Raw genomic sequence first — 12822 nt, forward strand, 5'->3', positions numbered from 1 at the left:
TGGACGGCCGTCAGCGGAATCACGAGATGCTCCAAGCCGGTTTGCACCTTATTCAGTAGTCCAGCGAGCGCATCAGAGGGCACGGACCTCGGCAGCCCGCCGAAGCCGTCGACGCCTTCCGCGCTCATCAGCATCGACGTACGGCCCGACGGCCTCTCGGAGGCTCCGCACTGGATGCCGGGCACCACGGAGAACCTGACCGTGCTGCGGCACCCCGGGGCAGAGTTCCGCGCCGCGAAGCGACCGGTAGCGCACATCGTGCCGCTGCGCGAGGAGGACGGCAGCAACGCCGATCTGGTCCGGTCGAAGGCTGTTGGAGTCAGGGGTGGGGATCATCCCGCCGTGACCCCGGCCAACGAGCCGGCCGCTCCACTCTGGAGCCGACGCTGCTCCTGTCGGGCCGACCGTAGCGACGGGGACTGCACAACTAAGCTGTTTTCACGTCGCGTTGGGGAACCTGTCGCCCCATCGCCAGGACCCGACGACAGCAACGCCTCGTCCGGGGCGGTCGACGAACATCCGAGCCTTCGTCGTCGACGGGGACGTCGGTGTCGCGGTAGGCAGCAGGGGGCATGGCGTGGGCCCTGTCTCTCTGGGCATCTGAGGCCAGAGGCGGGCGCATGGCACCCAGACGGGCACGACGGCGCCCCGCGTTGACTTCCACGCCGCAGATTCCCCGGAGCTGCTGAGGATCGAGTCGCCGCCTCCGTCATGTGACGTGGCCCGACTGAGTCCGCGCTGCGGCTTCCACAAGGCTCCCGCTCCACATGCGCAGTCGGCGGCTGTCGGCGCCATCGTGCTATTTTGCATCATGCAAAGCTTGATGCGGGGAGGAGTAAGAACGCCACAAGCAACGGGGGCCGTGGACGCCTTTTCGTCGGTCCGTGAACGGCCGGAGGGGGAAACTGTGCGGCCAGTTGGGACACGAGCTCTGCACTCGCCCAGAGCGGCCATGCGGCCCGTGGCCGTTCCCAAGGTGATGCCGCGCATCAACGCGAGGCGCGCCTGGCGCGGGTCGGGTTTCCGTGAGGGTTCGCGACGAAGTTCCCGCCCCCGGACGAGACCGAAGGATTTCCAACGCTTTGATGCCCATGACGCCCGGTACTGGGCGACGAATAGCTGGAGGCTCCACCTCATGCTGATTGCCCAGCGTCCGTCGTTGACCGAAGAGGTCGTCGACGAGTTCCGCTCCCGGTTCGTGATCGAGCCGCTGGAGCCGGGCTTCGGTTACACCCTCGGCAACTCGCTCCGCCGCACCCTCCTCTCGTCGATCCCCGGCGCTGCTGTCACCAGCATCCGTATCGACGGTGTCCTGCACGAGTTCACCACCGTGCCGGGCGTCAGGGAGGACGTCACCGACCTGATCCTCAACATCAAGGAGGTGGTCGTCTCCTCCGACGATGACGAGCCGGTCGTGATGTACCTGCGCAAGCAGGGCCCAGGGCTGGTCACCGCCGCCGACATCGCGCTGCGGAGCACTGTCGAGGTGCACAACCCCGACCTGATCCTCGCCACGCTCAACAGCAAGGGCAAACTGCAGATGGAGCTCACGGTCGAGCGCGGCCGCGGTTACGTCTCCGCAGTACAGAACAAGCAGGTGGGCCAAGAGATCGGCCGTATCCCGGTCGACTCCATATACAGCCCCGTGCGCAAGGTCACCTACAAGGTCGAGGCGACCCGCGTCGAGCAGCGCACCGACTTCGACAAGCTGATCGTCGACGTCGAGACCAAGCAGGCCATGCGCCCCCGTGACGCCATGGCGTCGGCCGGCAAGACCCTGGTCGAGCTGTTCGGTATCGCCCGCGAGCTCAACATCGACGCCGAGGGCATCGACATGGGCCCGTCCCCGACGGACACCGCCCTCGCCGCCGACCTGGCCCTGCCGATCGAGGAACTCGATCTCACCGTCCGCTCCTACAACTGCCTCAAGCGTGAAGGCATCCACTCCGTGGAGGAGTTGGTCGCCCGCTCCGAGGCCGACCTCCTCGACATCCGCAACTTCGGCACAAAGTCCATCGACGAGGTCAAGGCAAAGCTGACCGATATGGGCCTGGCCTTCAAGGACAGCCCCGGAGTCGACCCGCTCGCCACCTTCGGCAGCACCGCCTGAGTCCGGGCCGCCGTGCGGCGGGCAGTGGCTGGAGAGCAAGCAGTACGGAGCGCTCAACGGCTGTGGGAGATGCCCCACGGCTCTGTCGTGGAGGCCCAAGGACTGCACCCACGGCCGACTAGACGCTCTCCGGCGGCCGAACGCACCGCCATCGACGGCTGTGACACATGTCCTCCCGACCATCCACCACCTGCACATCCCACGCGGATTGCCGAACTCGACCCGATCGAAGGCAGGGGAGCCTCCGCGTTCACTGTTGACCTCCACGATTCGTTCGTCCACCCACGTCCCCTCAGGCCGCGCCTGCCAAGAGGAGCCCTTCGGTCTCGGCGGCGGGGACCAACGAAGCCCTGGGACCAAACACCAGTTTCGGCATAGTGCAATCTTTGCTCTAGGCAAGGGTGCTCTTTCCGTTGCGCACCGTACCTGTTGGCGTACCCGCTTTCCGTCCCAGGAGGTCCGATGCCCATTTCCCGCAGCACGATCGGAACCGTCGCTGTCGGCGGGACCCTGACCGTGACCCTCGTCGCCCTGGCATACCCGAGCATGCTCGGCGTCCAGAACGCGTCGACCAACCAGTCCCGCGTGATCGCCGGCACCCAATGGGGACCGCTCACCGAGGCCGACCGCAACTTCGTGGTCTTCGTCCGTTCCGCAGGACTGTGGGAGGGCCCCTCCGGGCAACTGGCCATGGAGAAGGGGACGACCGCCGCCGTGCGCGAGGCAGGTCGTCATCTGGTCATCGGGCACGCCGCACTCGACGCCAGTTGCCGAAGGATCGCCCCCGAGCTGAACATCACCATTCCCAACGAGCCCACTCCCCAGCAGCAGGGTTTCCTGGAGAAGTTCAAGTCGGACACGGGCCGGCAGTTCGACTCCGACCTGGCCAACATCCTGCGCGTCACGCACGGTTCGATCTTCTCCACGATCGCCAAGATCCGCGCCACCACCGAGAACACCCTCGTTCGTCAACTGGCCGACCAGGCCAACGATGTGGTCCTGGATCACATCGGGATGATGGAGAAGACCGAGCTCGTGAACTTCGACCAGGTCAACAACATGGAGACGAACCCGCCGAAGCTTCCGGCCGGCCAGGTCACACCGCCAGTGCCGCAACCGGGAGCGCCCGTGGTCGCGCTCACGGTGCCCTCCGGTCTACCGACCGACGGAGTACCGACCGGCCCGACCACCGCTCAGTCGCCGTCGCCCACCCCGACGGTCGGATGACCGGCAAGGAGAGCTCCGCACACGCGCCCAAGCCGGCCGGTACGTCATCGGGTCCTGGCCCCTTCCGCGGGACGTCGGCAGGCCGCTCTCTTCCGTCCGAACGGTGGTGAGGCCGACCGGGCCCGCGGACCGTCGGTGCCGCGGCGGTCGCTTCCGGCGATACGTCAGCTACTGGTGAGCAGGTGCCGGACGACGTACCCGGCGGAGTCCACCCCGGAGCTGCCGCCTTCGACCAGGGCGGCGACGGCGACGCGGGAGTTGTACGCGGTCAGCCAGCCGTTGGTGTGGTCGCCCTCCTCTGCGGTGCCGGTCTTGGCTCCGACGCCGGTCAGGCCACCGAGGCGCGGTGCGGCGGTACCGCTGGTGGCCACGGTACGCATCATCGACTGGAGGTAGCCGGCCGTGCGGACGGAGATGGGCCGGGGCGCGGTGTCCTGGTGCTGCCCGGGCAGGATGACGGGCTGCTTGAAGCCGACGCCTCGCACGGTGGCCGCCACGGACGCCATGAACAACGGGGTGGCCGTCACCCGGCCCTGGCCTATGAACTGGGCGGCCTGGTCGCCGCCCTGGACGTCCGCCGGGATGCTCGGGTCGGTGGTGGCGACCCCTCCGCCGATGGACCAACTGCCCATGCCGAAGACGTCAACGGCCTCCTCGTGGAGGGCGGAGGCGTCTCCGTCGTGTACGAGGTAGTGGAAGCCGTCCTTGATGAAGGAGGTGTTGCACGAGACCGTGAACGCCTGGGCGATCGTGGAGCCCGCGTTGGGGCGTACCCCGGAATCGTTGTGGAACAGCTGGCTGTTGGCCGTCAGCGAGTCCGTGCCAGGTGGCGCAGCAGGTCCATGGCCCGCGGCTCCACATGGACCAGTTCACCGGCCCGGCGGAGCTGATGCCGCCCCGCGTCCAGTTCGTACTCCCCGAAGCGGTACTTGTCCCCCTGCACCTTTGCATCGTACAAGCCTGAACTACCGCTGTGTGGTGCCCCCTTGACGGTACGACCGCCTCGCCTGGAGTACCGCGGGCAGTTCACGAACCGTCGCCTGTGCGATCACGTCGGAACCTCGGGTGCCGTCTACGAATCGATGTGCAAGCCCAAGGCAGGAGTCGGAAGACGGAATGCGCGAGCTGGTCGATACACGGGGAACGCCAGGTGGTTCCTGGCGTTGGCCCTGGCACGCTCTCAGTCGCCGGACGTCTGCCCGCGGCGCGGCACCTGGGGCGACATCGCGGCCTCGGCCTCCGCCTTGGCGTCGCTCACTGCGGCGGCGGCCTGCTTCCCGGCCTCGTCGGCAGCCGTCGCGGCGTCGAGCGAGACCGACGAGCCCGCGTCGAGTTCCGGAACCCGACCGTCGCGCGGGGTGTCGGCGTCGGCGACTTCCTCGGCTTGCGCGGGCTGGGGACGGCCGGCCGCGGACTGGTCCCCGAACGCACTGGTGACAGTCCGCACCGCCTCGGTCAGCTCCCCCGGGATCACCCAGAACGTGTTGTTGTCGCTGCTCGCCAGGTGCGGGAGCGTCTCCAGGTACTTGTAGGCCAGGACCTTCGGGTCGGCGTTGTTGCGATGGACGGCCTGGAAGACGAGCTCCACCGCCTTGGCCTCGCCGTCCGCCCGCAGGATCATGGCCTGTTGCGCGCCCTGTGCTTCCAGGATGTCCTTCTGTCGCGTGCCCTCCGCGGTCAGGATCTTGGCCTGCCGCTCCCCTTCGGCGTGCAGGATGGCCGCGCGCTTGTCACGCTCGGCCCGCATCTGCTTCTCCATCGCCTCCTTGATGGTGGCCGGCGGATCGATGGCCTTGATCTCGACGCGGTTGACCCGGATCCCCCACTTGCCGGTGGCGTCGTCGAGGACGGCGCGCAGCCGGGAGTTGATCTCCTCACGCGAGGTGAGCGTCTCCTCCAGGTCCATGCTGCCGATGACGTTGCGCAGCGTGGTCACGGTGAGCTGATCGATCGCCTGGAGATAGTCGGCGACCTCGTAGGCCGCGGCCCGCGGGTCGGTGATCTGGTAGTAGAGCACGGTGTCGATGTTCACCACGAGGTTGTCCTCGGTGATCACCGGCCTGGGGTCGGACGAGTACACCTGCTCACGCACGTCGAGTTTGGTGTTGACGCGGTCCGCCACCGGCAGGACGAAGTTCAGGCCGGGCTGCAGTGTCCGGCGGTATCTGCCGAACCGCTCGATGTTGTAGCGGCGCGCCTGCGGGACGATCCGCACCGCGGCGGCGAAGAGGAAGACGACGACGAGGGCCACCACCAGGGTGACGATGACAACCGGGTCCACAGTGCCTCCGTTGCTGTGTGTTCAGCCGTTCTCAGCCGTTCATGGAAGGAGTTCGCGGGGGTAGACGATGGCCGTGGCGCCCTCGATCTCCATGACGTCCACCAGCGCTCCCGCCGGGATCACCAGGCTTTCGTCGAGGGAGCGGGCGGACCACTCCTCGCCCGCCAGCTTGATCAGGCCGTGCGTGGCGGTGACCTCCTGCACGACCTCGGCCCGCTTGCCGACCAGCGCGTCGCTGCCCTCGCGGATGAGGGGTTGCTGTGCCAGGAGCCGTAGCGCGAGGGGACGGACGAGGACGAGACCCGCTGCCGCCGTCACCGCGAAGGCCACGGCCTGGCCGAGAGCGCCGACTCCCACTCCGGCGACCACGGCGGTGACCAGGGCGGCGCCCGACAGGAGTCCGAGGACCAGTGTCAGGGTGAAGAACTCCGCGGCCCCCAGGACCGCGGCGGCGAGCAACCAGACGAACCACGGCATCGAACCGCCCTCCTCTTGGGGCTTTCTTTACCAAGCTACTCCCCGTAGCGCCGGACAGGACAGACACCAGGAGTCAGCCCCGACGGCCGGGACGCACCTCCCGATCAGGGGCCAGGGTGCGAGCGAGGCGCTCGGCAGGGCCGCGAACTCGTCGGCGCCGGACAGCTCGATGCAAACGTCCTCGACGCTCCGCCGGGCGACCTGCTCGTAGCCGCGCATCCGCTCCTAACGATCAGTGCGACAGCGTCCTTGCCCAGAACAACGACGGTCTGCTCGTCGAGCCGACCATTTCGATCCCGCCATGTGTGCAGGTGGGACCCGGCGGCCTCGGTGGCTGCCGGGTCCCACCGTTCTCACCCGGCCGGCCTCCTTCCGTGCGCCGATCGCCTGGCACGCCGAGCCAGCATGCCTCCGCCGGCGAGCACGACGACGGCCGCGCCTCCTGCCGACAGGGCGGTCCCGCGGCCGAGTCCCAGGATCGTGTCCCCGGCCCGGGCCGCGTTCTTGGCCCCGCCCGGCTCCGGTGCTCTCAGGTGCAGGCCCCGGCAGGCGGCCGGGACGGCGACGGTCCCGGCGCCGTCCGCGACCTCGAACTGGAACGCGCTGCTCTGTGTGTCGCCGTCGGCGGAGACGACGGTGTAGCTGAGCGTGCTGACGCCCGAGCGCAGCGGGACGACCGCCGCGCAGGTGACGGAGTCGTCGGCGACGACGGGCTGTCCGACGGACACCGGGGTGCCGTCGGGTCCGACCAGGCTGACCTTCGGCGTGGTGCCGGGTTTCAGCGGACCGAAGGTCAGCGAGAGGACGTCCACGCCGGGGGCGACCTTGTCGCCCGGTCCCGGTGTCGCGTCCTTCAGCGCGGTGTGGGCGTGTGCGGGTACGCCGCCTAGGAACAGCAGCGCGCCCAGGCACCCCGACAGGACGGCGGACGCTCTCAGAAGTCGAAGTCGGCGCATGCGATCCGGTTGTCCTGTGCCTCGGCGGGGTGGACGACGATCGCGACGGCGTCCTCTCCGGTCTTGCGGGTGTTGTTGACCGTCGTCATGCCCATCCCCGACTTGTCGGCGGTGAACATCAGGTGCACCTCGTTCGGAGGCGCGGTCGCACCGCCCTTCTCGAACTGGAAGTGCTTCCCGCCGTTCCCGGCCGAGCAGTGCTGGGCGTGCAGGTGTGCCATGTAGGCGGCGCCGGGCTTCAGTCCCGTGAGGGAGACGGTCACGGTGGTGCCCTGCGCCCCCTGGGCCAGCCAGGCGGTGCCCTTGACGTCGTCCATGCCGGGCGGGCGGGTGTCGAGCAGGGCGAAGGTGCCCTTCACCACCTCGGCGCCGGGGACCTTGTCGGCCGGTGTGGCCGACGGGTCGCCCATCGCCATGTCACCCATGCCGTCCATGGTCTTCGAGGGGGACGACGGGGCCGCCTTCTCGGCAGAGGTGTTCTCGGCGCTGTCACCACCGCAACCGGCCAGTAGAGCGGCCGTCGCCGCCAGGGTGACGCAGGCGACCGCCTGCCGGGCCCGGCGGCAGGTCGGGCGCTTCCGCGGCTCCACGGAGCTCGGGGACAGGGTTTCGGATGTGCTGTCTTGCATGGGAGAACTCCCGATCGTCGGCGTGCGGACGAGCCCGGACGACGTAGCGGGTTGCACGGCGGCATCCGCGGCACGACGTCAGGCGCGATCCGGAGAGTTGAGTGAGAGGCCGGCGCACTCATGTGCGCACCGGCCACGCGCCCGTCCTTCTGACACCGCCGGGATCGGTCTGTCCTCAGGACCCGATCGCGAGCAACGGTTGGGGAGACGGGCGGCAGACTGCCATACCGGGGCAGGGCGGCCCCCGGCGGACGACAGCGTGTCTCAGCTCGGCGGGAGTGGATCGCCGGCACTCAGGACCACCGGCAGCGGACCGGCGCGACGGGAGTTCGCACCAAGCCGCCGTACGGAAGAGCACGCGGCAGACGCGGCGCAGCGGTGCGAACAAGGCGGCGGCGAGGGCGCGGCCGATCCGGTGGACGGCCGCCTCACCCCGCCACAGCCACACACCGCACGCGACGGCGGCCACCAGGTGAGCCAGAAGCATCCCGCCGGAACCCCCGTGCGTCACCAGGGACAACAGCGGCTCTTCGGCGGGTTGCCCCATCGTGCCGGGGTGGTGCACGAGCATGCCCGAGTGGGACATCGCCGCCATGCCGTGCTGGGTCGCGGAGAACCTCGACACCTCCGGCGCACCGGCCGCCGTGTTCCTCGCGGACACCAGCCCGGGAGCCAGACTGAACAGCAGATGCTGCATCCCCTGCGCGACGACCGTGGCGCCGACGACCGTCTCCACGCCGCGCTCTCGGAGCGTCAGCCACCACCCCGCCGAGACAGTCGCGGCGAAGGCCACACCCACCGCCCACCACGGCAGGAAGTCACCGGACATCAGTGCGTGCCCCAGCGCCGTCGTCACGACGCAGACCGCCGCGAACACCGCTGCGCGCACCGGTCGCGCGGTGGCCGCCATGCGTGCCACCGCGCAGGCGGTGCGTTCGGGGCATCGGGTGGCTCCTCCGGCCGGCAGGTTCCCGTCTCTTACGGGCTCGCGGACCGAAGCGTTCACGCGTGCGCGTCGGCGAACGCTTCGGCGCCGCCTCACGGGTTGATCTTCACGTTCTTCGACACGGTGACCTGGTCGATGTCGGAGATTCGGACGGTGGCCCGGATCGTCCAGGTCCCGGCGAGCGGCAGGTCGAGGGTGTCACTGCCCCAGTAGCCGCGCTGGTCGACGAGCCGGGCGTCGAGCGGGCCGACGTTGCGGGCGGAGTGGGTGAAGGTGAGGCGCAGTTCGGGGATGGCGACGAGACTGCCGTCGGCGGCGAAGATCACCGCCTCGACGACGTTCCGTCCCACGCGCCCCGGTTCCAGGGTCACCTGTACCTTGCCGCGCCCGCCGCGCGTACCCGTGTCGAAAGGGATCAGGGTCAGGCTCACGTCAGGCTGGCCGGGAACCCTGGAGACCGTCTCGGCCGCCGAGCTCTCGGCGGCGGCCCGTCCCGGCTGACTGCCCGTCAACACAGTAGTGACCGCGAGCACCAGGACGCCGATCACCACCTCGGCGAGTACGGACCTACGCAGCCCGCGCCGGTGGGTGTCGGTCCCGGACCCGTCCGACACCGGGCCGGTCGGAAGACCCTGGTCCCCGCCCCCCACAGTCACCAGCACCGGTTCCTCCCGAGACACGGTCCGCATCCGCTCGGTCCAGCTCCTCGAATACGACGCCGCCACAAGCATCAGGACCACCGCCCCGATCTTCAGGACGAGCAGTCGGCCGTAGGACGTGGCGAACGCCTCCCAAGAGCCGAGCCCGCGCCAGGACTGGTAGACACCGGTGGCCGCCAGCACCGCCACCGCGGCCAGGGCGAGCCGGGAGAAGCGGGCCACGGCGGCGGGCCGGAGCGGTTCGGCGGCCGGTGCCCGGTACAACGCGAGGAGCAGGGCGGTCAGCCCGCCGAGCCACACCGCCATGGCGAGCAGGTGCAGTACGGAGGAGACCATCGCCACGGGCACCTGGATTCCCGCGGAGGCGTGCTCGGACGCGGCCCAGGTCGCGGCCAGACCGAGGACGAGCGCGACACCGAGGACGGTCCAACCCCGGCCCGCCTTCCCCCCGAACCGCCCCCGCCGCAGCAGAAACCCGGCCGCCACGAGCAGGACCAGACGGGCCATCAGGGCGATACCCGGCCGACTGCCCACGGCGTCCCGCAGCAGCCCGGGGTCGAACGCACCGCCCGGCCCGTCCCCGCTCGCGTAAGGCCCGCGGAGCAGCAGCAGGGCGATCGTCGACAGCGTCAGGGCCCACCAACCGGTCAGCAGTGACCCGCGCGCCGCCTGCACGGCGGCGGCCCCGGGTCGGCACACCGTGACGAACACCCCGCCGCCGATGAGCAGGGCCAGTCCGGCGTAGGCGACGTAGCGGCCGACGCCGTAGAGCACGTTGACGGCCGGGTCCACGGCCGGTTCGGCGGTCGCCTCTGCCCGGGTCTGCGACGGTGCTCCGATTGAGAAGGTGAAGGCGCCGGAGACGGCGTGGCTGTCCGCCGACAGCACGCGCCAGGAGACGGTGTACGTGCCTTCCTGGAGGTCGCCGGTCACGGGTACTCGGGCGGTGTCCGCCGCGCCGTCCGCGTGGGTGGGGTCGCCCGCGGTCACCGGGCGGCCGTCGGGGTCGAGCACCCGCACCGAGTCCTCGGCGAGGGCCACGGACTCGTCGAAGGAGACCGTCACCTCCTTCGGCGCCGTTTTCAGCACGGTGGCCGCACGTGGGTCACTGGAGGTCAGCACCGCGTGAGCCGAGGCGGGTGCGGCACCGCCCAGCAGGACGCCGGCCAGCGTGGCGACCACGATCAGCAGAGCCCTGGTCAACCGGCCGCTTCGTTCGGTCCTACGTCGTTCCATGTCATGTCTCCGGATCGGCTGCTGGTTCTCGGGTGCGGCCGGACACCCTTGATCGGGTCCGGCACGCAGCAGGGCGGCACGAGTGCCGGTCAGCCGCTGCCCGAGGAGGCCCGCCGCCGCCTGATCAACCACCAGGCTCCCGCCGCCAGGAGCAGCGGTACGGCGACGAGCCCGGCGGACACCCCGCCGCTCCGCCCCGTGGCCTTCTTCCGGTCGGGACCGGCGCTCGTCGCCGCGGCCTCCGTGGCGCCCTGCACCTCCAGGACAGGAGCGGGCTGTTCAGGCTCCGCGCCACCGGTCGGCAGTTCGATCCAGCGGGACATCTCACCGTCGGCGTAGGTCTCGACGGTCTTGAACATCAGCTGTCGGGCGTCCGGCAACCGCCGGATCCTGACCTTGTGTTCGGCGTCGGTCCCGGTCTTGAGGGCGGGGCCCGCGACGGTGTACCCGTCGGATCTGGCCTTGAGTTTCCACCCCCTCGGGGCGTCGGCGAGCGTGACATCGCCGGGAGCGATGCCGTCAGGCAGGACGACACGCACCCGCTGGAAGCCGGCGCTGTCGGACTCGGCCTCGGAGACGAAGGTGAGGGTGACGTTCCGGGCCAGGGCCCGCGGGATGTCGGCCTCGACCTCCGCGTGGGCGGAGGCGGGATCGGCCAGGGTCGACGCGGCCGTCAGCGCGGCGGCTCCGGCCACGCCGAGACGACCCGTCGCGCGGGCGGCAGGGTGGATGGACACAGGGATGCTCCTTGCGGGAGAAGCCGGACAGCCCGAGGGGGCGGCCCGGACGAGGGACCGGTCGGGACGGGGGCGTGTCCCGGTGGTCCCCTGCGCACCAGTGCGTCCGCGAGGAGCGGTGGCCTTTCGCGCACCGGTCGCACGGAGCATCCGATGAGCGGCAGGGCGGGCAGCGGGCGGACCCGAGCGCCGCCCGACAGTGAACGAAGCCAGGAAGCAACGGCGGTCGCGACGCCTCTCACGGCACGCGCGATCCCCAGGGCGACCGCCACGGCCGCGTCGGCGCGGTGCAGCAACCAGATCACGGCCAGCGCTGACAGCAGGTGGACGGCGCTCATGGCGGCGGAGGCGTGCTGCCAGGTGTCCCCTTCGGCCGCGGCGGAAAGCATAGGACGGCGCATGCCGCCCGGGGCCGGAACCAACGTGCCCACGACGGTGAGCGCCAGGTGCACCCCGCCCTGCACGGCGAGGGCCGAGCCGAGAGCGGAGCCCAGGGAGAACCGCCGCCGGGCCACGGGCCACACGGCAGCGAACTGAGTTGCCCCCAGCAGCAGGACGAGCCGCCACGGCATCGCCCCGTCGGCGACCGCGTGATGCCCCAGAGCGGCGATCACGCTCCCGGCCAGGGCGAACACCCCGGCCCTGACACAGGCCGTGACGCGGCCGGTCTCCGTCCGGGACGGAGGTCCCTGCCCGGTCGCGCGACACTCGCCCTGAATGATCGCCCCTCCCTCCGCCCGGCAGGCCCCTTGATCCGAGGGGGATACGCAAGAGCCGCCCGCCGCGTTCACGTGCGGGGGTGCCACCGGTCACGAGTCCGCCGAACGGGGCGCCGAGCGGGTCGAGGGTCAGTGTGAGCTCGACAGCCGGCATTGGCACCATGCAAACGTGGCAGGTTTCAACCTACGCGCCCGAATGACCTTGGCGGTCGCCACCTCCGCCCTCCTCGCCAGCCTGACCGCGGGATGCGCACACGACAGCCCCACCGCCACCCCCTCCACCCCGGGTTCCGCCGTAGCGACCAGCACGCCCGGCGAGGCCACCGCCCGGCCCCAGGGCATCGACCTGACGGTCACTCACGCCGCCGCCCACCTTGACCGCTCGGGCGACGGCACCCTCACCATGACCGTCCGCAACGAGGACGGCGTCCCCGAACATCTCGGCATGGTCGCCACCCCCGGCCGAGAGCGCGGCACACTCGTCGGCGGCAAGTCGACTAAAGGCATCGGGATGCTGGACACGGCGGGAATCCTGCTCCCGGACGGGAGCACCGTCACCTTCGACGGCGACGGTCCACATGTGCTGCTCCGGCATGTGCACGGCATCACGCCCCGGCACATGCTGCCGATCGCGCTCCAGTTCGGCGTGGCGGGCCTCGTCCGCGTCCAGGCGCAGGTCACCACCGCGTGAACAAACCCCCGACACAACACCCCCTTGACATGCTTTGCATAATGCAAACGTAAGGAAGGGGAACGAATGGGTACCACCCAGGCGGCCGGACAGGCAGCCCGACAGACGGCCGAACAGAACGAGCGGACCCGAACTACGAAAGCCACCCTCACCC

Annotated in this window: 13 protein-coding genes; 3 read left to right on the forward strand and 10 right to left on the reverse strand. The window is 70.2% G+C overall.

Annotated elements, in window-relative coordinates; genetic code table 11:
* Positions 1-1135 precede the first annotated feature (1135 nt).
* Together H295_RS0102735 and H295_RS0102740 are read left to right on the forward strand one after the other, a co-directional pair.
* Positions 1136-2110 (forward strand): DNA-directed RNA polymerase subunit alpha, encoded by a 975-nt coding sequence (locus H295_RS0102735; protein ID WP_020133814.1) that lies wholly within the window; start codon positions 1136-1138, stop codon positions 2108-2110.
* A 462-nt stretch (positions 2111-2572) separates the two neighbouring features.
* Positions 2573-3337 (forward strand): DUF4142 domain-containing protein, encoded by a 765-nt coding sequence (locus H295_RS0102740; RefSeq protein ID WP_020133815.1) that lies wholly within the window; start codon positions 2573-2575, stop codon positions 3335-3337.
* A gap of 164 nt (positions 3338-3501) precedes the next feature.
* Here the strand turns inward: H295_RS0102740 and H295_RS42640 are convergent, their stop codons facing one another.
* The 10 genes from H295_RS42640 to H295_RS47760 all read right to left on the reverse strand — a co-directional run bounded on the left by H295_RS42640 (position 3502) and on the right by H295_RS47760 (position 11872).
* Positions 3502-4149 (reverse strand): penicillin-binding transpeptidase domain-containing protein, encoded by a 648-nt coding sequence (locus H295_RS42640; RefSeq protein WP_324606047.1) that lies wholly within the window; start codon positions 4147-4149, stop codon positions 3502-3504.
* Positions 4146-4280, reverse strand: a complete 135-nt coding sequence (locus tag H295_RS48340; RefSeq protein WP_020133817.1) for a winged helix-turn-helix domain-containing protein — start codon at positions 4278-4280, stop codon at positions 4146-4148. Before H295_RS48340 ends, H295_RS42640 begins: the two co-directional genes overlap by 4 nt.
* A gap of 237 nt (positions 4281-4517) precedes the next feature.
* Entirely contained in the window at positions 4518-5618 is a 1101-nt protein-coding gene (locus H295_RS0102755) for an SPFH domain-containing protein (RefSeq protein WP_020133818.1), read from the reverse strand.
* A 39-nt stretch (positions 5619-5657) separates the two neighbouring features.
* Positions 5658-6095 (reverse strand): NfeD family protein, encoded by a 438-nt coding sequence (locus H295_RS0102760; RefSeq protein WP_020133819.1) that lies wholly within the window; start codon positions 6093-6095, stop codon positions 5658-5660.
* Between the two features lie 353 nt (positions 6096-6448).
* Entirely contained in the window at positions 6449-7051 is a 603-nt protein-coding gene (locus H295_RS0102770) for a copper resistance CopC family protein (protein WP_020133821.1), read from the reverse strand.
* Positions 7030-7680, reverse strand: coding sequence for a superoxide dismutase family protein (locus tag H295_RS0102775; RefSeq protein WP_020133822.1), 651 nt, complete (start codon positions 7678-7680; stop codon positions 7030-7032). The genes H295_RS0102770 and H295_RS0102775 overlap by 22 nt, the downstream gene beginning before the upstream one ends.
* A gap of 175 nt (positions 7681-7855) precedes the next feature.
* Complete coding sequence (locus H295_RS0102780) at positions 7856-8590, reverse strand: hypothetical protein (RefSeq protein WP_043216966.1); 735 nt, start codon at positions 8588-8590, stop codon at positions 7856-7858.
* A 128-nt stretch (positions 8591-8718) separates the two neighbouring features.
* On the reverse strand, positions 8719-10521 hold the full coding sequence (locus tag H295_RS0102785) for a copper resistance CopC/CopD family protein (RefSeq protein ID WP_051135488.1): 1803 nt from the start codon (positions 10519-10521) through the stop codon (positions 8719-8721).
* An 89-nt stretch (positions 10522-10610) separates the two neighbouring features.
* Complete coding sequence (locus H295_RS0102790) at positions 10611-11258, reverse strand: DUF1775 domain-containing protein (protein WP_020133825.1); 648 nt, start codon at positions 11256-11258, stop codon at positions 10611-10613.
* Positions 11195-11872: a hypothetical protein gene (locus tag H295_RS47760; RefSeq protein WP_234021552.1), complete on the reverse strand. Its 678-nt coding sequence runs from the start codon at positions 11870-11872 to the stop codon at positions 11195-11197. Before H295_RS47760 ends, H295_RS0102790 begins: the two co-directional genes overlap by 64 nt.
* A 274-nt stretch (positions 11873-12146) precedes the next feature.
* Between H295_RS47760 and H295_RS0102800 the strand changes: the two genes are divergently transcribed.
* The gene (locus H295_RS0102800; RefSeq protein WP_158691008.1) at positions 12147-12668 is read left to right on the forward strand and encodes a hypothetical protein; all 522 of its coding nucleotides are present in this window, start codon (positions 12147-12149) and stop codon (positions 12666-12668) included.
* Positions 12669-12822: the final 154 nt, after the last annotated feature.

This window comes from Streptomyces sp. 351MFTsu5.1 (genome assembly GCF_000383655.1).
GTDB classification, from domain to species: Bacteria; Actinomycetota; Actinomycetes; order Streptomycetales; family Streptomycetaceae; genus Streptomyces; species Streptomyces griseorubiginosus.